Source organism: uncultured Sulfitobacter sp. (assembly GCF_947499945.1).
Taxonomy (GTDB): Bacteria; Pseudomonadota; Alphaproteobacteria; order Rhodobacterales; family Rhodobacteraceae; genus Sulfitobacter.
Genome location: NZ_CANMQD010000009.1, coordinates 35,302 through 53,803, shown reverse-complemented (window position 1 = coordinate 53,803; position 18,502 = coordinate 35,302). Strand labels below are relative to the sequence as shown.

Genomic DNA, 18,502 nt, shown 5'->3' with positions numbered 1-18,502 from the left:
GGTGCGCCACGTCATTGAACCCGCGCAGTATCATCCCCTCCGGCCCGATCACCACGCGGCTGATGGAGCCGTTGTCGGCACCGTTAAAGCCAAAGTTGCGCGATCCCGTGACACCAGACAGCGCTGCACCAACCACACCACCATGCACAACCACAGCGACAAGTTGGTCGGGATGAGCTTCTGCAATCCGGTGCAATCCGCGCATCACGCGGGTTTGCAACTGCTCGAATGTCTCGGCATTGGGCAACTCGCCCCAACATTCTTTCTCCCGTGCGCGCTGGATCGCAGGGTCGTTTTCCGCAGCACGGAAGCGGAATTCGCCACCGTCCCAGTCGCCCAGAAACACTTCACGCAGGTCCGCCTCAACCCGCGGCGTGATCCCCAAGGCAGCCGCCAATGGCGCCGCCGTCTGGTGCGTCCGCTGCATGGTCGTCACATAAATTGCACTAATCGCCTCATGCCTGAGCCGCTCGGCAACCGCCACAGCTTGCGCTTCTCCTTCGGGACGCAAGGCGGGATCACCCTGCCCGTCGATCATCGGAAAGCTCTCGCCACGGATCGCAGCCTGTGTCTCGCCATGACGGATCAACACCAACTCACAAGCGTTCGGTCGCAGAACAAATTTATGTTGCCGCGCTTCATTACTCATATCGCACCCTTTCAAAATCTTCTCTCCAAGTAAGGACTATAAAATGACAAACCGCCAGATCGTCGTTGCCGAATTGCCAAAAGGCGCGCTGACGCCCGACAATTTCAAGATGACCGAAACCGATATGCCAACACCGGCAGAGGGCGAAGTGCTGCTACGCGTGATCCTTATGTCCATCGACGCCGCCAACCGCTCTTGGATGCAAGGGGCGACCTACCGCGCAGCCGTGAACGCAGGCGATCCAATGCCCACTTACGCGATTTGCGAAGTAGCGCAGTCCAACTCCTCCCGCCTCGCCGTTGGGGATATCGTGGCAGCTGAAGCAACATGGTCCGACTATGTCACCATGCCCGCGCATAAGGTCCAGAAACTGCCCAAGGTTCCGACCCTGTCGCACCTCATGTCGGTCTTTGGGATTGCGGGCAAAACCGCCTATCACGGCCTCATGTCCATCGGGCAGCCACAACCGGGCGAGACTGTTCTTGTCTCTGCTGCTGCGGGTTCTGTCGGCGGCTATGTCGGGCAGATCGCCAAATCGCTTGGCTGTCGCGTTGTTGGTATCGCAGGTGGACAAGAGAAATGCGATTGGGTTGTAAAGGAGTTGGGCTTTGACTCCTGCATCGATTATCGCGCCGACGGACTTTTCAAAGCGCTCCGTGCTGCCTGTCCCGAAGGCGTTGATGTGTATTTTGACAACGTGGGCGGCACCATTCTGGAAACTGCCCTGAACCTGATGAACGAGCGCGGGCGCGTTGTCTGCTGCGGCGCTATCAGCCAGTACGAAAGCACAGCACCCACAGGTCCGCGCAACTTGCCCGGTGCGATTGTGGTAAAGCGCCTCAAGATGGAAGGCTTCATCGTAATGGATTTCGCCCATAACGATGCAAAGGCAGTCCGTGCCATGCAAGGCATGATGGAGCGCGGCCAACTCAAAGTAACCGAGGATATTGTTGAGGGGTTGGAGAATGCCCCCGCCGCGTTGATCGGTCTGCTGGGTGGCGACAATAAGGGCAAGCGCATGGTGCGCGTGTCCGCTGATCCATCTTAAAGGAGGCACAGATATGTCCGCACGCGATACTGCCCTCGCCGCAAGCAAGAAACTCATCGGCACCGAAGTTGGCGTCTCGAACTGGATTACCGTCGATCAGGCGATGATCGACCAGTTTGCCAAGACCACCCATGACGAGCAGTGGATCCACATCGACCCTGAACGCGCCGCCGCCGAGACACCTTTTGGCGGTGCGATTGCGCATGGCTTCCTCACGCTCTCGCTCGCCAGCCGCTTTGCTTATGACTGTTTTAACATGCTGCCCGGTCAGGTGATGGGCATAAATTACGGCATGAACAAGCTGCGGTTTCTCAAGCCCGTCCTGGCAGGCAGCCGTTTGCGTGGGCGCTTTACTTTGCAAAAGGTCACCGCCAAAGGGCCGACCAATCTGCTGCGTGAAAACCTGCTGACAATCGAGATCGAGGGCGAGAAAACTCCCGCTGTGATTGCCGAATGGCTCGGCATGGCTGTGTTTGAGGACTAGGCCAGCGCGACTTGTTTGAGGCTGATAATCACCACACCGACCTGCGCATTTTGCGGGGCGGTGTGGACTTCCCAACTGTCGCCCACCACTTGCACGGTCTGCAGTCCGTCGGGCGTTATCACGTGCCCCTTGGCGCGGATCACATCCATACGGTCAGCGAGGGATTTTGCATAGGCCTGCGCCTCATTTATCATTTCAGGGTAGGCAACCTCACTTTCTAAACCAGCCGCATTACCATGGGCTTTCCCAGCTTGCGGCGTACTCACCTGCGAAGGGTGCAGCACCACATCCAGAGGCAGATGCCCCTGAGATGCTTTGATGATTGCGGCGTTCCGACTGTGGGCATGAACGGTTTTAGCGGCTCGTGCCATCTGCTCGGCACTGACGATGTCTCCCTTGGTCAGAACCACCAGATCTGCCGCCTCCAACTGTCGTACAACCGTGTCACCGATATAGTCATTGGCCAACTGACCGTCGATCTGGCCCACGTCTGCTAGCACCACGACACCCGCCGGCTCGATCCCCGCCATGAGCGACAGGCTCGCCGCGATCGCACCGGGAAGGGCCACGCCGCTGGCCTCAAGCACGATATGATCAGGCGGGGGTTGCAATGCGGCCATTTGCGCCAGCGCCGCCATGAGGTCATCGCCATAACTGCAACAGACACAGCCCCCCGCGAGCGCAATGAGGTCATCGCCTTCTGCCTCGATCAAATCCGCATCAATGGGCAGGTCACCAAACTCATTGACCATGATCGCCAGTCGTTTGCCATCAGCCTGCCGCAACATCTGGTTGACCAGTGTTGTCTTGCCCGCGCCCAAATATCCGCTCAGCACCGTGACGGGCAGGGTCATATATCGGCCACCGCAAACACGCGCCCGCCTTGAACCGTACCCCAGACGCGCACGTCCTTAAGACTGTTACCACCAATCTCTTCGGGATCATCCTCAAGCACGGCGAAATCCGCCTTCTTGCCTGCCTCGATACTGCCAATCTCCTGATCCATATGCAGCGTATAGGCAGCCCCCAGCGTGATCGCATACAGCGCCTCATCGACGCTGATCTTATCCGCCTCACCCAAGGTACGGCCAGACGCGGTCAAACGGTTCACCGCGCACCATCCGGTGAACAGCGGCCCAAGAGGTGTGATCGGAGCGTCCGAATGGATCGCCATCGGCACCCCTTCACGCAGGGCAGTACCCGCAGCATTCATCCGCTCCGCCCGCTCCGGCCCAACGGTCAGTTTGTAATGCTCGTCCCCCCAATAGAAGTGATGATTGGCAAAGAGGTTCACGCAAAGTCCCAGTTTGGCAATCTTGCGGAACTGCGCGGCGTCCGCCAACTGGCAATGCTGCAAAACAAATCGGTGGTCAGGGCTTGGGTGCTTTTTGAGCGCATCTGTCATCGTCTCAATCACCAGCTGCGTCGCCTGATCGCCGTTGGTATGGGTGTTGACGTGAAGACCCTTCTCCAGCGCATGCTCCAGAATATAGGCAAGATGTTCGGGCGAGATATACCACAGCCCGTTCGGCGCGCCATTGAAATACCCTGGTTCGCGCAGCCGTGCCGAGAACCCTTGGATCGAGCCATCGACGACAACTTTGATCTTCCCCAGCCGCATCATATCAGTGCTTTTAAGTGTAAGAGCTTCGGCATGTTCAATCAATTCTTGCGGGCTGACACCGTGGTGATAGCGCAGCGAAACAATCCGCGTTGGATAAGTCTTGCGCCCCGACACTTCGGTAAACAGGTTAACCACTTCATCAGGCAGCTTGTTCGCCAAATCGGTCGCTGTAGTCACACCAGCACGTACACACAGCTTGCCAAAGCGGACCATGCCCGTCTCGTCACAGGCCAGCATATCGCGGTCAAATCCCACATGAGGCGAGACGGGAGTCATCACATCCGGCCCCTTCAACTCCCCCAAGGGCATCCCGTCTTTGCCCAACGGCACACCATCATGATTCACACCTGTACGCATGAGACCCGCAAGCTCAAGCGCCTTGGTGTTCACGTTGAGGATATGACCCGAAGCATGCATGATGCCGATAGGCCGCGTCGAGGACACCTGATCCAGATCATGCCGCGTCACCCGCACGTTGTCGAAATAGATCGGATCAAGCGACCATGCAGGCATCGGCGCATCGGGGTCTTTGATTTTCGCCTCCGCCTCTTTCAGTTTAGCCAGCACTTCGTCGAGGTTCTTACACCCCTTCTGCATATTCCCTTCGGGCGACATACGGTCAAAGAACCCGACATAGGTATACGCCCAAAGCGATCCTTCCATTAGGTGGCTATGTGCTTCAATAAAACCGGGCATCAGCACCTTATCGGCGAACTGCGTATCCATCGTATAGTCGCCCCACTTTGCGAGGTCCTCCAACGTCCCTGTGCCGAGAATCTTTCCATCACGCACCGCGACATGAGTTGTGTGCGCGTGTGCAGGGTTCATTGTGATGATCTTCTTGGCGTTATAAATTGTGATCATCATCGGCTCCTGAATTAATGTGCTCCCCAAACGCTATTGAATTTGCTTCCCACTACAAACTGGATTTAACTAGTCAAGTAACCACATTTCATGGGGGAAGCGCGTGACCAGCCTCACCATCAAACAACTCCGCTATGTCGAAGCTGCTGGGCGCACAGGTTCCATCGCGGCTGCCGCCGCTGATCTCAACATCTCGCAAAGCTCAATCACAGCGGCGATTGACGCGCTCGAAACCGATATGGGGTTTGACCTGTTCACCCGCGTGCCTGCAAAGGGGCTTATGATTACGTCGGCAGGGCAGCAGTGCCTCACATTGATCAGCGATTTTCTGGGTACATTTCGCGAGTTCGAAAGTGAATTGAGTGCCGTTGGTGGCACGTCGAGCGGGACAATCAGGTTGGCCTGTTTTGCCGCCGCTGCCGCAACTTTCCTGCCCCATGCCATCGCCACTTTTCAACGACAGCACCCTGGCATCCGGTTCGAGATGGTCGAGGGGAACATGGACACCGTCGTACGCGATCTGGAGGAAGGTCGCGCTGATTTGGCCTTTACCTACCGCGAAGTTGTGGCAGACGGTCAGCACTTTCATCCCCTGATCGATCTTCCCTTGTTTGCTCTTTTATCATCAGATGACCCGCTTTCCCGACAACCAAGTGTGAGCTTGGCCGAGCTGTTTCAAAAGCCAATGATCGAATTGAACCTGCCCCTCACGCGCTCCTATTACTCAAACTTTTTTCGCCAATCCGGGCTTGAAGTGCAAGTAGTGCATAGCTCCTCCTCTGTTGCGATGATCCGCACAATGGTTGCTGCTAATCTCGGCTTTACTCTCCTGAATGCAAAACCGTTGGCCGTGCTGGATGACCGTGGCGGATTTCGCGCCGTGCCATTGCGTGATGATGTAGCCCCCCGCCAGTTCGGCCTCGTAACCCAAGCGCGCATGCGCCAGCCTCGCGCCGTGATGGATTTTCATAGCCATTGCGAAGCCGTTCGTGCCAACGGCGGATTTGAACAGATGGCTGTACGCCTCCCGTAACCCCTTCCTCGTATCCCCCATAAAATGCACTAACTGAGTTTAGAAAAACTGTTTTGTGCGGGTATGACCCCGCGTTAGCCTTTCCTCAACTAATCACTTTGGGGGAGTCTGAACGCATGACCAAACATTTCAAATCCTTGCTCGCGGCCACTGCGCTGGTCAGCATCGCCTTCACCGCACAGGCAGAAGAGCCTGTGCGCGGGGGCACATTGATCCATGCCATGGCGCAAACACCGCGCCACCTGAACCCTGCCGTACAATCGGGGATCGCCACAGGTGCACCCGGCGCGCAGCTTTTCGCCGCCCCCCTGCGTTATGACGAAGACTGGACCCCACAACCTTATCTCGCCGAAAGCTGGGGCTTTTCCGATGACGGTCTCAAGATGACACTCAATCTGGTGAAAGGCGCCACTTTTCATGACGGCGCACCTATCACCTCCGAGGATGTCGCATTTTCCGTTAAGACCGTTCAGGAAAACCACCCGTTCAAATCAATGTTCGGCGTCGTCACTTCCGTCGATACACCGGACGAGCATACCGCAGTCCTGAACCTGAGCCAACCGCACCCTGCCCTGCTCCTTGCCATGTCATCACAGCTGCTCCCCATCATCCCCAAGCATGTCTATGGTGACGGCCAAGATCCGAAATCACATCCGCAAAACAGCGAGAACGTCGTAGGCTCCGGCCCTTTCAAGCTTGTTGAATTCACCCGCGACCAGAACATCGTGCTGGAGCGGTATGACGACTTCTTCATTGAGGGTCGCCCCTATCTCGACCGCATCGTTTACCGCATTATCAAAGACGCCTCATCGCGTGCCATCGGCATCGAGAATGGCGAGCTTCATATGCTGACCTTCGAAAACGTCGTGCGCAACATCGCGCGTATGAAGGAAAACGAAAACCTGACCGTCACCGATGAAGGCTATGCCGCGATTGGTGCGCTCAACTGGTTGGCGTTTAATACAGGTTCCGACGGACCGCTTGCGGACAAGCGCGTGCGTCAGGCGATTGCCTATGCCATCGACAAAAAATTCATCCTGAACGCCCTGATGCAGGGTATTTCCCAAGACGCCAAAACAGGCATCCACCCCGGTTCACCGCTTTATGACGACAGCGTGAATGGCTATGACATTGATCTGGACAAGGCCAACGCATTGCTGGATGAGGCCGGTTTCCCCAAGGATGCCAACGGCACACGGTTCAGCCTGACCATCGACTACGGCAACCCGACGACAAAGCCGCAGGCGGAATTCACAAAAGCGTCCCTGTCAAAAGTAGGCATCGACGTGAGCGTGAACTCCTTTGTGGACTTCCCCACATGGGCCCAGAAAATCTCCAACCACAACTTTGATATGACGTGGGATACTGTGTTCAACTGGGGTGATCCAGTGATCGGTGTGCACCGCACCTATTCGTCGGACAACATCAAACCCGGGGTCATCTGGTCCAACACCCAGCAGTATAAGAACCCCAAAATTGATGATCTGATGGCCGCAGGCGCACAGGAGATCGACCCTGAAAAGCGCAAGGCGATCTATTCCGAGTTCCAGCGAATTCTGGCCGAGGACCTGCCCGTTTACTGGACAAACACTCTGCCGTACCACACGGCCTACTCCAATAAGGTCGGCAATCCGCCACTGGGCATCTGGGCCTCTAGCTCCCCCTATGACCTTGTGTATCTCAAAGAGTAATCACACTTTCGCCTGTCCCGTATCATCGGGGCAGGCATTCCTCTGACGCTTGGGACCTCATGCATATCCTGATCACGATACTCCAGCGGCTCGCCTATGCCGCTTTGCTGCTTATCGCCGTGCTGGTGCTGAACTTCAGCATGATGAACCTCGCCCCCGGTGATGTGGCCGACACGATTGCAGCCTCGATGGGCGGTGCCGACGCCGAACTGATGGCGCACATACGCAGCGAATACGGCCTCGACCAACCCTTCCTTGTCCAGCTTGTCGCCTACATTGGCCGCGTGCTGAGCTTTGATTTGGGATTTTCCTATTTCTACAATACCCCCGTGACCGACCTGATATTTGAGCGTTTGCCCGCGACCCTGCTGCTTGTCGTCACCGCACAAATCCTCGCCCTCGTGATTGGCGTGCTCTTGGGCGTCTTCTCCGCCCGCCACCCCAACGGCATCGCCAATTACTTCGTCACTTTCTTTGCCCTCTTCGGCTATGCCGCACCTGTCTTTTGGACGGGCATCCTGCTGCTCATCGCCTTCTCGTTGAAGATTCCACTCTTTCCTGTGGCTGGCATGTCCGATGTCACGGTTGAGGGGAACTTCTTTGTCGAAGCCTTAGATGTAGCCCACCACATGGTCCTGCCCGTCATCACCCTCGGCTCCATTTTCCTTGCCCTCTATTCCCGCCTCTCGCGTGCCTCGATGCTCGAAGTGCTAGGCAGTGACTATGTCCGCACAGCCAAGGCAAAAGGGCTTACCCCCCGCGAAGTTACGCTGAAACACGCGCTCAAAAACGCCCTGCCCCCGGTCGTCACACTTGCAGGTCTGCAATTCTCTGCTGTGATTTCTGGCGCTGTGCTGGTCGAGACTGTGTTTTCATGGCCCGGCTTAGGCCAGCTTGCCCTCACCTCCATCCTCGCACGTGACACGCCTACTATTTTGGGCATCCTCTTTTTCTCCGCATTGGTCGTGATCATCGGAAACCTGCTCACTGATCTGGTCATGCGATTGATTGATCCCCGCGTAAGAGGCCGCGCATGAGTATTTCCGAAGAAACACCGCCAAAAGCACGCTCCCCCTTCTCGGAAGCTTTCGAGATGTTCCGCCGCAACCACGCTGCGGTGGTGGGGCTGATCATCCTGCTCACCATTATTGGCATCGCGATCATCGGCCCTCGCGTTTATCCGGGTGATCCGTTTGACATGGTCTGGATTCCATTCACCCCGCCGGGCGAAGAGGGCTACCTCATGGGCACCGACTACCTCGGTCGAGACCTGCTCTCACTACTCATCCACGGCGCAAAGGTATCGCTCACAGTCGGCGTTTCCGCTGCAATCGTCACCGTCACCATCGGCATCACCGTCGGCGCACTCGCAGGGTTTTACCGCGGCTGGGTCGAAGAGGTCCTAATGCGCCTGACCGAGTTTTTCCAAGTGTTGCCAACGCTCCTGTTCTCCATGGTCATCGTCGCGCTGTTCGGCGCATCGCTGCCCATGATCACCCTTGCGATCGGCCTTGTCTCTTGGCCCGCCGTGGCCCGCATCACACGCGCCGAATTCATGCGCATCCGCGAGTTGGAATATGTCACCGCCGCCCGCGCGGGAGGGGTAAAAAACGGACGCCTGATATTCAGCGTCATCCTCCCCAACGCCCTGCCCCCGATCATCGTCCAAGCTGCCCTTATGGTAGGCTCCGCCATCTTGTTCGAGGCGGGCCTTTCCTTTCTCGGCCTCACCGATCCCAACGTCGCAAGCTGGGGCCAGATCATCGGCAGCAACCGCGAATACATCCTCGACGCAAGCTACACTGTGACAGTTCCCGGTGTGGCCATCTTCATCACAGTTCTGGCGATCTCGCTGGTCGGGGACGGCCTCAACGATGCCCTCAATCCAAAGCTGAGACAACGATGACAGAGCCGCTCCTCAAAGTTGAAAACCTGCGCATCGAACTGGCCTTGCGGTCTGGCCAAGCACCCGTGATCGACGACTTGTCACTCGAACTCCACGCAGGTGAAACGCTCAGTTTCGTGGGCGAGTCTGGCTGCGGCAAGTCTATGACCGCACTGGCGATCATGGGGCTACTGCCAGAAGGGGTAGGCTCCGTTGCATCGGGGCGCATCCTGTTTGACGGGCGCGACATGGCCCAAATGTCGGACGAGGAATTGCGCGGTATTCGAGGCAATGAAATCTCGATGATCTTTCAGGAACCGATGACCTCGCTCAACCCCGTCTATTCCGTGGGCGAGCAGATCGCCGAGGTCCTGCGCCGTCACAAAGGCATGAACAAAGCCCAAGCTTGGACCCGCGCGACCGAACTGCTGGATGCTGTGCGCATCCCCAATGCCGCAGCTCGCGTCAGCGATTATCCCCACCAGATGTCAGGCGGCCAGCGCCAGCGCGTGATGATCGCTATCGCGCTCGCATGCTCTCCAAAAATCCTCATCGCGGACGAGCCAACAACCGCCCTCGACGTCACCGTACAGGCGCAAATCTTTGACCTGCTGCGCGATCTGGGGCGCGAGACAGGCACAGCCATTATCCTCATCACCCACGACATGGGCGCGGTCGCCGAAATGGCCGATCGTATGGTTGTCATGTACGCAGGGCGCAAGGCGGAGGACGGCCCCGTCCGCCCCGTCATCGACCACCCGCGCCACCCTTACACAAAGGGGCTGATTTCCTGCGTGCCGCACCTACTGGCCGAGTTGACGGAGGAACGCCCTGACCTGACCGAAGTGGCTGGCATCGTCCCAAGTCTCGGCAGCTTTGGTGCGGATGCCTGCCTTTTCGCCTCCCGCTGTGATCTGGCCGACGATAGATGCCGAAGCCAGCGCCCCCCCGAGGTGGCCTTTGGCGACCAACACTCCGCCTGTTGGAAGGCTGACCAGCTATGACCGCACTGCTCGACGTTAAAAACCTCTCCATCCGATTTCCCGTCAAACGCAGTTGGGGACGCAGCAGTTGGCTCTATGCGGTGGACGACGTTTCATTTGAGGTAAAGCGCGGCGAGACGCTGGCGATTGTGGGAGAGTCCGGCTCGGGAAAAACCACCGCCGCCCTTGGCGTTGCACGCCTGGTACATGCCTCTGGCGGCACAGTAAATTTGGATGGACAGGACTTCCTGAGCTTGGAACCCGAAGACCTGCGCCAAGCCCGCGCTAAAGTGCAAGTAATTTTCCAAGACCCCTACTCATCCCTCAACCCCCGCCTGCGTGCCGAAGCAATTGTACGCGAACCGATGGACAGCATCGGCACCTTGCCTGTGTCCGAGCGCCCTGCCCGCGTGGCCGAGTTGTTCGAGCAGGTCGGCCTGCGCCCCGAGCAGATGAAACTCTTTCCCCATCAATTCTCCGGCGGTCAGCGCCAGCGTATCGGCATCGCGCGTGCGCTCTCGACCAATCCCGAACTTATCATCTGCGATGAGGCGGTCAGTGCGCTGGACGTGGCTGTCCAAGCACAGATTCTAAATCTGCTGCGCCGCCTCCAGCGTGACCTTGGACTCACCTATCTGTTCATCAGCCACGACCTTGGCGTAGTGCAGCATATGAGCGACCACATCGCAGTCATGTACATGGGCAAAATCGTAGAGTATGCCGACCGCCTAAGCCTCTTTAACAATCCCAAACATCCTTACACAAAAGCGCTGCTGTCCGCCGTGCCAAGCGTCGATCAGAAACGCAAAGTCGAGCGACTTTTGATTCCCGGTGATCCGCCTAATCCACTCGATCCTCCAAAAGGATGCCGCTTTGCCTCGCGCTGCCCCTTTGTGGAGAATGCCTGTCGAGCGGCACAACCCCCGTTGGACGAAATCGCACCGCAGCACAAAGTCGCCTGTATTAAGGCGTCGCATTGAAGGTGAACAACCGCTCCCCGTTGATTGCATAGCCATTAATCAAGGCTGCCGCGCGCGGAGACGTTAACCAGCCTTCCAACTTGCTTGCCAAAACTGCCTTCACATGGCTATGCCGCTCTTGGCTGACGGGCAGATAGGCGTATTGATTGAACAGCACTGGATCCCCCGAAAACAACAACGCCAGTGTGCCCTTGTTCCCAAAATTGAGCCAGCTTGCACGGTCCGACAAGATATAGGCATCCAAGCCAGAGGCGGTATTCAACGCCGCTCCCATACCAGCACCAACCGCCTTGTACCAATCACCAAAACTCTCAGGCTCCAACGCGGCAGCACGCCAAAGCGCCAGCTCCTTTTTATGCGTTCCACTGTCATCGCCACGGCTGACAAAGGTTTCCTGCGTCGCCTCTATCTTTCGCAGAGCATCCGCCGCAGTCTGCACTGCTGCGACAGCAGCACCATCAGCAGAGGGGCCAATCAACACAAAATCATTGTACATAATCTCGCGGCGGTGCCTCCCAAAACCACCCGCGACAAAGGTCTCCTCCGCCCTGCGGCTGTGGACAAGGATTGCATCAACATCTCCCGCTTCCCCCAGTTTAAGCGCTTGGCCAGTGCCAACAACAACAAGCTGCACTTCAAGTCCCAGATCTGCTTCAATCGCAGGCAGTAAGACACCTGCCAGACCCGAGTTCTGGAACGAGGTCGTCACCGCCATGCGCATCATATCCTGCGCCGCCGCAATACCGCCCCAAAGTGTCAGAACCACACTAAAAACCAACCGCCTCATTCTACGATATCCCCTCTTAGAAATGCCCGCGCCTGAATACTCTGCGGTGCGTCGAAAAACGCCCGCGCATTGCCCTGCTCCAGCACACGACCATGCAATATAAAAACGACTTCATCTGCCAGCCGCTTGGCTTGCCCCAGATCATGTGTCGATAAAATTAGGTGCATCCCCGATGCCCGCGCAGCCCTCAAAACGGCCTCGACCTCACGCGTAGCACGACCATCCAACGCCGCTGTCGGCTCATCCAGAAACAGCACCTGCGGCTCGGTGATCATAGCGCGGGCAAGGGCCAGTTTCTGCTGCTCGCCGCCCGACAGATTGGTAGCCACCCGCCCCAACATCTTTTCCAACCCTACGCGCAGGGCCCATTCCTCCGCTTGGATTTGAGCCTGCGTCCTGACCACGCCACGCATGCGCAGCGGATACATCAGGTTATCCAGCACAGTGCGCCGCAACATCACAGGGCGCTGAAAGACAAATCCCTGCTGCGTGCGGGCATACTGCTCATCACAAGCCCATGTGATTTGCCCCGCCGTCAGCCGCGCCGCCCCGTGTAGCAGCCGCAACAAAGTCGTCTTGCCGGAACCGTTAGGACCCATCACAACCGTGGCCCCTGACCCGTCCAGATCAAGGTCGATAGGCCCGACCAGCACCTTTCCGCGCCGTGACGTTTCCGCCCTGCGCACTGTGAGTGGAAAGAGGTTCACCAACGCCCCTCCTGTTCCGTGCGGCTGAGCCAGTGGATTGCCAAATTCACGGTAATCGCCAACCCGATGAGAATGATTCCTAGCCCGAGCGCGAGGGCAAAATCCCCTTTACCAGTCTCTAATGCAATCGCGGTGGTCAGCACACGGGTCGCATGATCAATGTTACCCCCCACAATCATGATTGCGCCCACTTCGCCAATCGCACGACCAAAACCCGCCAATGACGCAGTGAGCAACGCGCGCCGCGCATCCCACAAAAGCGTCCGCATTTTCTGACCTTGGGTCACATTCATGGAAATCAACAGATCGTGGTATTCACTCCACAAATCGCGCAGGGATTGATGTGCGATACTGGCGATCAGCGGCACGATAATAATTACTTGCGCGATGATCATAGCAGTTGGCGTGAACAGCAATCCCAGCACCCCGAACGGGCCAGAGCGCGACAGCAGCACATAAACCACCAGCCCGACCACAACAGGCGGCAACCCCATCAGCGCGTTCAGCACCGCAATCACACCCCGCCGAAACCGGAACCGCCGCACCGCCAGTAAGGCCGCCAGCGGCAGTGCAATCGCCGAGCCAATCACCAGCGCTGTCAAAGTCACCTGAAGCGAACGTAGCGTGATCTCCACCAGATCACGGTCCAGCGTGACAAGCAGCCGGAACGCTTCTGTTATGCCTGCCCAAAGATCGCCCATCTGCGCCCATTCATCCGTCAATCGCTCCTCTAGGTCGTAGGAGGATCAGTCAAATGACGCAAGCAGGTCCATTGCTGTGACATGATCGAACTGCACATGCCGCGTCATCAGGTCTTCGGCCAAATCGCTTTGGCGTGTTATGATCGCCTCCGCAATGGCGGCGTGCTCCTGCGCCGATGCCTTGATCGCACCAACGGTACGATATCGGGCGCGATAATAGGCCATCAATTTACGCGCGTTGGCCTTTATCATATCCAGAAGAAAGAGATTGCCCGACGCCTCCCCCACTAAGCGGTGGAAATCGAGGTTGAGCTGATAATACGCATTTGGATGTCCATCGCCATAGGCCGCATGATGCGCAGCACAAGCATCCACAATCCCGCGCAAGGCATCGCTACGCGCAGGCGACAACCGCCGTGCCGCAAGGCCGGCCGCTTGCCCTTCCAGCTTTGCATGCACTTCAAGAATGGCGAGGAACTCTTCCAGCGTCGGCTTGAACACAACCACACCCTTGCGCGGCTGGCGCGTCACCAGCCCGTGCGCCTCAAGCTGCAACAGCGCCTCGCGCAACGGTGTGCGCGAAATCCCTAACTCGGCAATCAGGGCATCCTCGGCAATCACGTCACCGGGGTTGAGTGTGCCCGTATCAATCTTGCCCAGGATGGTGTCCATCACCAGACGCGCCTGCGATGCCATGGCTCAGACCGATGGCACGGTGACTGTGATCCCGTCCAACGCGGCACTCATCTTAATCTGACACGATAGGCGGCTGGCGTCCGTCCGCTCGACATCCGTGGAATCGAGCATTGCATCCTCAAACACTTCCACCTCGCCGACCTTTCCCAGCCACGCTTCACCCACAAATACGTGACAGGTCGCACAGGACAAACAGCCGCCACACGCACCCTCGATATCAGGAATATTATTGGCAACCGCCGCTTCCATGAGGGAGACGCCTTCTGCCACATCTGCGGTTTTTGTACTGCCATCAGGCAGGGTCCATGTCGCTTTCATCACGTGCTCCTTACAAAAACGGAATATAAAAATTGCGCAGGCTGATCTCGTCCATCTCGGCAGTCTTTTCAACTTCCGCCTCGCGCATAAACAGCTGGTTATCGACCAGAGTTCGACCAACGGCATCGCCCAATGCGCTGTCGGCCGCCAGATCAGCAATCGCCCCTGCGAGGTCAGCCGCGACACCTTCATTGGCGTCCGTCTGCTCAAAACCGTCGCCCGTTTCAGGCGCTATCAACGGGTACTTGGTCTCGACCCCCAGCAGGGCCGCCTGCAACACCGCAGCCACAGCAATATAGGGATTTGCAGAGGCATCTGCCATCCGATGCTCAAGCCGCGCTTTGACACCGCCCTCGCCACTCACTCGCGTCGTCACATTTCGGTGGTCCCCGCCCCAGTTGCGCCAATATCCTGACAGGCTCGCAGGTTGTAACCGCTTATAGCTGAGCGCGGTGGGTGCCACCAATGCCGCCAGCCCCCGATGGTGCTGCACCAATCCCGCAACACAACCACGCGCCAGCTCACTCATATGACCGGGGCCGCTTTTGCCATCCTTGGTCAGGGCATTATTACCGTTCTTGTCGACAAAGGAAAAGTTGATGTGCATGCCAGAACCGCCCGCATCTTCAATCGGCTTGGGCAAAAAGCTCAGCACGATCCCATGCTCCAACGCCACTTCACGTGCGAGCAGGCGGAACAAGATAATGTCATCCACAGCCTTAAGCGCATCGTCGAAGGTCAGCGTATATTCGAACTGAGGCGCGTCATACTCCGCGGTCATCATATCGATACTAAATCCCAGTTCTGTCGCCCGCTCCCAAATCGCGTCGTTAAATCCGCGCGGGTCCGTTGTGGGGCCCGTGCCATACACCACAGCCCCCGGTGCGTCATAGGGGATGAGCGTGCCATCCTCACCGTGCTGAAATGCAAATGCCTCAAGCTCGATCCCGATTTTCGGTGTCAGCCCCTTGGCCTCCCACGCCGCAACTGCCCGTTTGAGCGCAGCGCGCGGGCAAACTGCCAATGGCTCCCCTTCTTGATCATATAAATCGCCAAGTACAATTTTCGTACCCTTGTGCCAGCTGTCGCGGATGTTGGCCGCATCCCAGCGCAGCTCCATATCGGGCAACCCTTCCATCATCATCGAGCCAGGCGACGGCAGCAAATCACGATCAAAATGCACCCCGAATGTTGAACGGCAAAACCGTGTGTCATTGTCCCCAATTTTGGAAGCAGGCAGGTATTTGCCCCGTATCAGGCTCAGATGATCACAGAAAATAGCACGCAAACGGTCAGACATCGGTCGGGTCTCCCTCAAGACATATGGACGGTAACAGGCAGGGACTTGATCCCCCCCACAAAATTTGAGCGCAGGAATTTATGCGGGCCAGCGGCCTCGATCCCTGTGATGCGTTTTGACAGTTCTTCAAACAGGACCCGCACTTCGAGCCGCGCAAGCCACATCCCCAAACAGACATGCGGCCCCCCCTGCCCGAAGGACAAATGCTTGTTCGGGGTGCGGGCCAGATTAACACGCATGGGGGCGTCAAACGCCTCCTCGTCGCGGTTGCCAGAGGCAAACCAGTAGACGACTTTATCCCCCGCTTTTATCGTCTTTCCATGCAGCTCTAAATCCGCTGTTGCCGTGCGGCGAAAGTAGAGCGCGGGCGTGGCCCAGCGGATCACCTCATCCGCCATCGTGTCCCAAACCTCACCACTTTTCATCTGGTTCAGCAGCTCGGGCTGGTGACACATCGCCTGCAATCCCGCAGCGATAGAGTAGCGTGTGGTATCATTGCCGGCTGCAACCAACAGGCAAAAGAAATTGCGAAATTCTGCGTCCGAGATCACACTCCCGTCAGGCCCCGGCTGCATGATCAAATGCAAGATACCGTTGGTATCCCCCGCAGCGTTTTTCCGCGCCATCAGATCCTTGGCATAGGCATACAGCTCGGCTCCCGCAGGGGAATTGAACGGCATCAGGCGAAACTCGTCCGTGGTCATTTTGTCCAGCACATGATCAGTGAAATCGGGATCGGTGTTGGCAATGAGCGCATCGCCTTTTTTCACCAGCCATGGCAAATCTTCCTCAGGCGTCCCGAGGATACGCCCCAGCATCCGCATAGGCAGTTCACGCGCAATCAGCTTGGTCGCGTCAAACGTACCCTTGGGCAATGCATCATCAAGAATTTCAATACAAAGCTCCCTGATCTGCGCCTCAAACCCCGCGATCACCGGCTTTGAAAAAGCCTTGGCCACTTTGATACGCGTGCCCATATGCTCGGCACCATCCGTTTCCTGAAACGTACGGCGGGCGATAACTTCTTCGGGGGATTGATCTTCAATCCTGATACCATGTGCAGAAGAAAGCAGTATGCTCTGCTTGTTCAGGGCAACGATATCTTCATGTCGGGTGATAGACCAAAAGCCCGTCCCCTGAGCATACTCTGTCCAAAAGACCGGATCATCGCGACGCAATCGGGCAAAGGTGTTATGCGGCGCACCTTGGGAAAAGCTATCGTGGGAGGACAGATCAGCATGACCATCATCGTCGGGCATCCAAACAGTCATAATCCCTCCAGCACTTCTTATGGTGCTTATATTTATAATATGTAAAAATATATTAAGTGGCATCGTTCACATGTAAAGGAAAACTTTATGCGCTTGGCAATTCTGATGACCAACACAGACGAGAGCGCGTTTGCGCAGACGCATCCTAAAGATGGCCAAAAATTCTCGGAGCTGTTGTGGCGCGTTCGTCCTGATTGGAAATTTGAGGTTTTTTCGGTGAAGGATGGCATTTTCCCGAAGACCCTAGACTTTGATGGCTTGCTCGTCACCGGTAGCCCAGCATCGATTCACGACGATGCGGAATGGATAGGTCACCTGGAAAGTATTGTGCGCGAAGCTGCCGGAAAAAAAATCCCCATGTTCGGCGCATGCTTTGGGCACCAAGTCATTGCAAAGGCATTAGGGGGAGATGTTATCGACAACCCTAATGGATGGGTATTGGGACGCATAGAGACACAGTTTTTGCCACAGCGCACTTCAGTCACATTGTATGCAGCACATAAAGAACAAGTTGTATCTCTGCCTAACAGCGCAAGGATAGTGGCACGTACACCAGGCTGCGAAATAGCAGGTTTTGCAATTGGGGATCACGTTCTTACAACTCAATACCATCCCGAAATGACAGGACCGTTTATAGCGGCTCTGCTCGATGCGTTTGCAGAAGAGATTGGCCATGATGTTACCAGTGAGGCGGCAAAAACGCTCACACAAGGCACAGATATCGCCGCGCTGGGAGAATGGATTGCCAGATTCTACGAGCGGGCTGTTTTATAGAACAACAGCAATTTCTGAGACATCGCTATCTACAGCTTGAACTGCGGCGAGGAGACGAGCGGACAAATGCGTTTGAACATAGGCCGCATGAAAGCGGCTTGGAGCGCGCAGGGAAAGGCGCCCCCCTGCCCTATTGACCCGTGTTAGAGCCTGAATCCAACTTCCATAGACACCTTGATTCTCGGCGTGCAGAATCCCGCGCGCCAATGCCCATTCCGTTCCGTCGGAAATCTCTGGAGCGATTATTTGACCTTTGACTGGCAGGGCCACAACATCGGAGGTGGCTGGCGTACCGTGCATTCGCAGATCAAAATCTGGTCCTACATTTGACCACGTCTGTTGTGTTGCTTCCAACATACACTCAATATTCAAACCGTATTGGGTAACCCGTCCGCGCGCGCCCTGTCTGTGGACTCTCAACCAACCGAGTGCGCGCAATTTGGCCATCTCACGCTTCACTGTGCGTTCATCAACGCTCCAAAGTTGTGCAATCTCTCGCTGGCCGACGGCAAGTTCATCGCGGTTCCAATTGTATCTTGCAGTAATCAGCGTCATGAAGCGGAGCACAAGCCGTTGCTCGTGTTTACCTTGCGAGAGGGCATGAGCCCCTAATGCTGTCAAAAGATCGTACTTTTGTGCAGCCGCTTTGCGACCCACAACTTGTGCTACGTGCATGGACTGCTCCGAAATGGATTAGAAGTGCCTCA

Annotated in this window: 20 protein-coding genes; 9 read left to right on the top strand and 11 right to left on the bottom strand. The window is 56.8% G+C overall.

Annotation, left to right across the window (positions count from 1 at the left end):
• The coding region (locus tag Q0775_RS19155; RefSeq protein WP_298864978.1) for a histidine phosphatase family protein at positions 1–649 on the bottom strand (649 nt) is incomplete at its 3' end.
• 43 nt (positions 650–692) lie between these two features.
• Between Q0775_RS19155 and Q0775_RS19150 the strand changes: the two genes are divergently transcribed.
• Positions 693–1,697 (top strand): NADP-dependent oxidoreductase, encoded by a 1,005-nt coding sequence (locus Q0775_RS19150; RefSeq protein WP_298864975.1) that lies wholly within the window; start codon positions 693–695, stop codon positions 1,695–1,697.
• Between the two features lie 13 nt (positions 1,698–1,710).
• A complete protein-coding gene (locus tag Q0775_RS19145; protein WP_298864973.1) occupies positions 1,711–2,181 on the top strand; it encodes a MaoC family dehydratase in 471 nt (156 codons plus the stop codon).
• On the opposite strand, the gene Q0775_RS19140 is transcribed toward Q0775_RS19145, so the two are convergent.
• Positions 2,178–3,035 carry a GTP-binding protein gene (locus tag Q0775_RS19140; protein WP_298864970.1) on the bottom strand — a complete coding sequence of 286 codons (858 nt, stop codon included), beginning with the start codon at positions 3,033–3,035 and terminating at the stop codon, positions 2,178–2,180. The two genes, Q0775_RS19145 and Q0775_RS19140, sit on opposite strands and share 4 nt — an antisense overlap.
• Complete coding sequence (locus Q0775_RS19135; protein WP_298864967.1) at positions 3,032–4,669, bottom strand: amidohydrolase; 1,638 nt, start codon at positions 4,667–4,669, stop codon at positions 3,032–3,034. Before Q0775_RS19135 ends, Q0775_RS19140 begins: the two co-directional genes overlap by 4 nt.
• A gap of 103 nt (positions 4,670–4,772) precedes the next feature.
• On the opposite strand from Q0775_RS19135, the gene Q0775_RS19130 reads away from it, so the two are divergent.
• The 6 genes from Q0775_RS19130 to Q0775_RS19105 all read left to right on the top strand — a co-directional run bounded on the left by Q0775_RS19130 (position 4,773) and on the right by Q0775_RS19105 (position 11,241).
• Entirely contained in the window at positions 4,773–5,702 is a 930-nt protein-coding gene (locus Q0775_RS19130; protein WP_298864964.1) for a LysR family transcriptional regulator, read from the top strand.
• 116 nt (positions 5,703–5,818) lie between these two features.
• Positions 5,819–7,393 (top strand): ABC transporter substrate-binding protein, encoded by a 1,575-nt coding sequence (locus tag Q0775_RS19125; RefSeq protein WP_298864961.1) that lies wholly within the window; start codon positions 5,819–5,821, stop codon positions 7,391–7,393.
• A 59-nt stretch (positions 7,394–7,452) separates the two neighbouring features.
• Positions 7,453–8,430: an ABC transporter permease gene (locus Q0775_RS19120; RefSeq protein ID WP_298864959.1), complete on the top strand. Its 978-nt coding sequence runs from the start codon at positions 7,453–7,455 to the stop codon at positions 8,428–8,430.
• Positions 8,427–9,299 carry an ABC transporter permease gene (locus Q0775_RS19115; RefSeq protein WP_298864956.1) on the top strand — a complete coding sequence of 291 codons (873 nt, stop codon included), beginning with the start codon at positions 8,427–8,429 and terminating at the stop codon, positions 9,297–9,299. Before Q0775_RS19120 ends, Q0775_RS19115 begins: the two co-directional genes overlap by 4 nt.
• Complete coding sequence (locus tag Q0775_RS19110; RefSeq protein ID WP_298864953.1) at positions 9,296–10,282, top strand: ABC transporter ATP-binding protein; 987 nt, start codon at positions 9,296–9,298, stop codon at positions 10,280–10,282. Before Q0775_RS19115 ends, Q0775_RS19110 begins: the two co-directional genes overlap by 4 nt.
• Positions 10,279–11,241, top strand: a complete 963-nt coding sequence (locus Q0775_RS19105; protein ID WP_298864950.1) for an ABC transporter ATP-binding protein — start codon at positions 10,279–10,281, stop codon at positions 11,239–11,241. The genes Q0775_RS19110 and Q0775_RS19105 overlap by 4 nt, the downstream gene beginning before the upstream one ends.
• Here the strand turns inward: Q0775_RS19105 and Q0775_RS19100 are convergent.
• From Q0775_RS19100 to Q0775_RS19070, 7 genes are read right to left on the bottom strand one after another with little or no spacing between them, the layout of a single operon-like run.
• The gene (locus Q0775_RS19100; protein WP_298864946.1) at positions 11,225–12,028 is read right to left on the bottom strand and encodes a substrate-binding domain-containing protein; all 804 of its coding nucleotides are present in this window, start codon (positions 12,026–12,028) and stop codon (positions 11,225–11,227) included. The genes Q0775_RS19105 and Q0775_RS19100 overlap by 17 nt on opposite strands.
• Positions 12,025–12,738, bottom strand: coding sequence for an ATP-binding cassette domain-containing protein (locus Q0775_RS19095; protein WP_298864943.1), 714 nt, complete (start codon positions 12,736–12,738; stop codon positions 12,025–12,027). Before Q0775_RS19095 ends, Q0775_RS19100 begins: the two co-directional genes overlap by 4 nt.
• Positions 12,732–13,436 carry an ABC transporter permease gene (locus tag Q0775_RS19090; protein ID WP_298864986.1) on the bottom strand — a complete coding sequence of 235 codons (705 nt, stop codon included), beginning with the start codon at positions 13,434–13,436 and terminating at the stop codon, positions 12,732–12,734. Before Q0775_RS19090 ends, Q0775_RS19095 begins: the two co-directional genes overlap by 7 nt.
• A gap of 45 nt (positions 13,437–13,481) precedes the next feature.
• Positions 13,482–14,108, bottom strand: coding sequence for a GntR family transcriptional regulator (locus Q0775_RS19085; RefSeq protein ID WP_366863721.1), 627 nt, complete (start codon positions 14,106–14,108; stop codon positions 13,482–13,484).
• 27 nt (positions 14,109–14,135) lie between these two features.
• Positions 14,136–14,450 (bottom strand): 2Fe-2S iron-sulfur cluster-binding protein, encoded by a 315-nt coding sequence (locus tag Q0775_RS19080; RefSeq protein WP_298864937.1) that lies wholly within the window; start codon positions 14,448–14,450, stop codon positions 14,136–14,138.
• A gap of 10 nt (positions 14,451–14,460) precedes the next feature.
• Positions 14,461–15,750 (bottom strand): glutamine synthetase family protein, encoded by a 1,290-nt coding sequence (locus Q0775_RS19075; protein ID WP_298864934.1) that lies wholly within the window; start codon positions 15,748–15,750, stop codon positions 14,461–14,463.
• A gap of 14 nt (positions 15,751–15,764) precedes the next feature.
• Positions 15,765–17,021 (bottom strand): cytochrome P450, encoded by a 1,257-nt coding sequence (locus Q0775_RS19070; RefSeq protein WP_298864931.1) that lies wholly within the window; start codon positions 17,019–17,021, stop codon positions 15,765–15,767.
• Between the two features lie 87 nt (positions 17,022–17,108).
• On the opposite strand from Q0775_RS19070, the gene Q0775_RS19065 reads away from it, so the two are divergent.
• Positions 17,109–17,795, top strand: a complete 687-nt coding sequence (locus Q0775_RS19065; protein WP_298864928.1) for a type 1 glutamine amidotransferase — start codon at positions 17,109–17,111, stop codon at positions 17,793–17,795.
• Here the strand turns inward: Q0775_RS19065 and Q0775_RS19060 are convergent.
• Entirely contained in the window at positions 17,790–18,470 is a 681-nt protein-coding gene (locus tag Q0775_RS19060; protein ID WP_298864925.1) for a hypothetical protein, read from the bottom strand. The two genes, Q0775_RS19065 and Q0775_RS19060, sit on opposite strands and share 6 nt — an antisense overlap.
• Positions 18,471–18,502 lie beyond the last annotated feature (32 nt).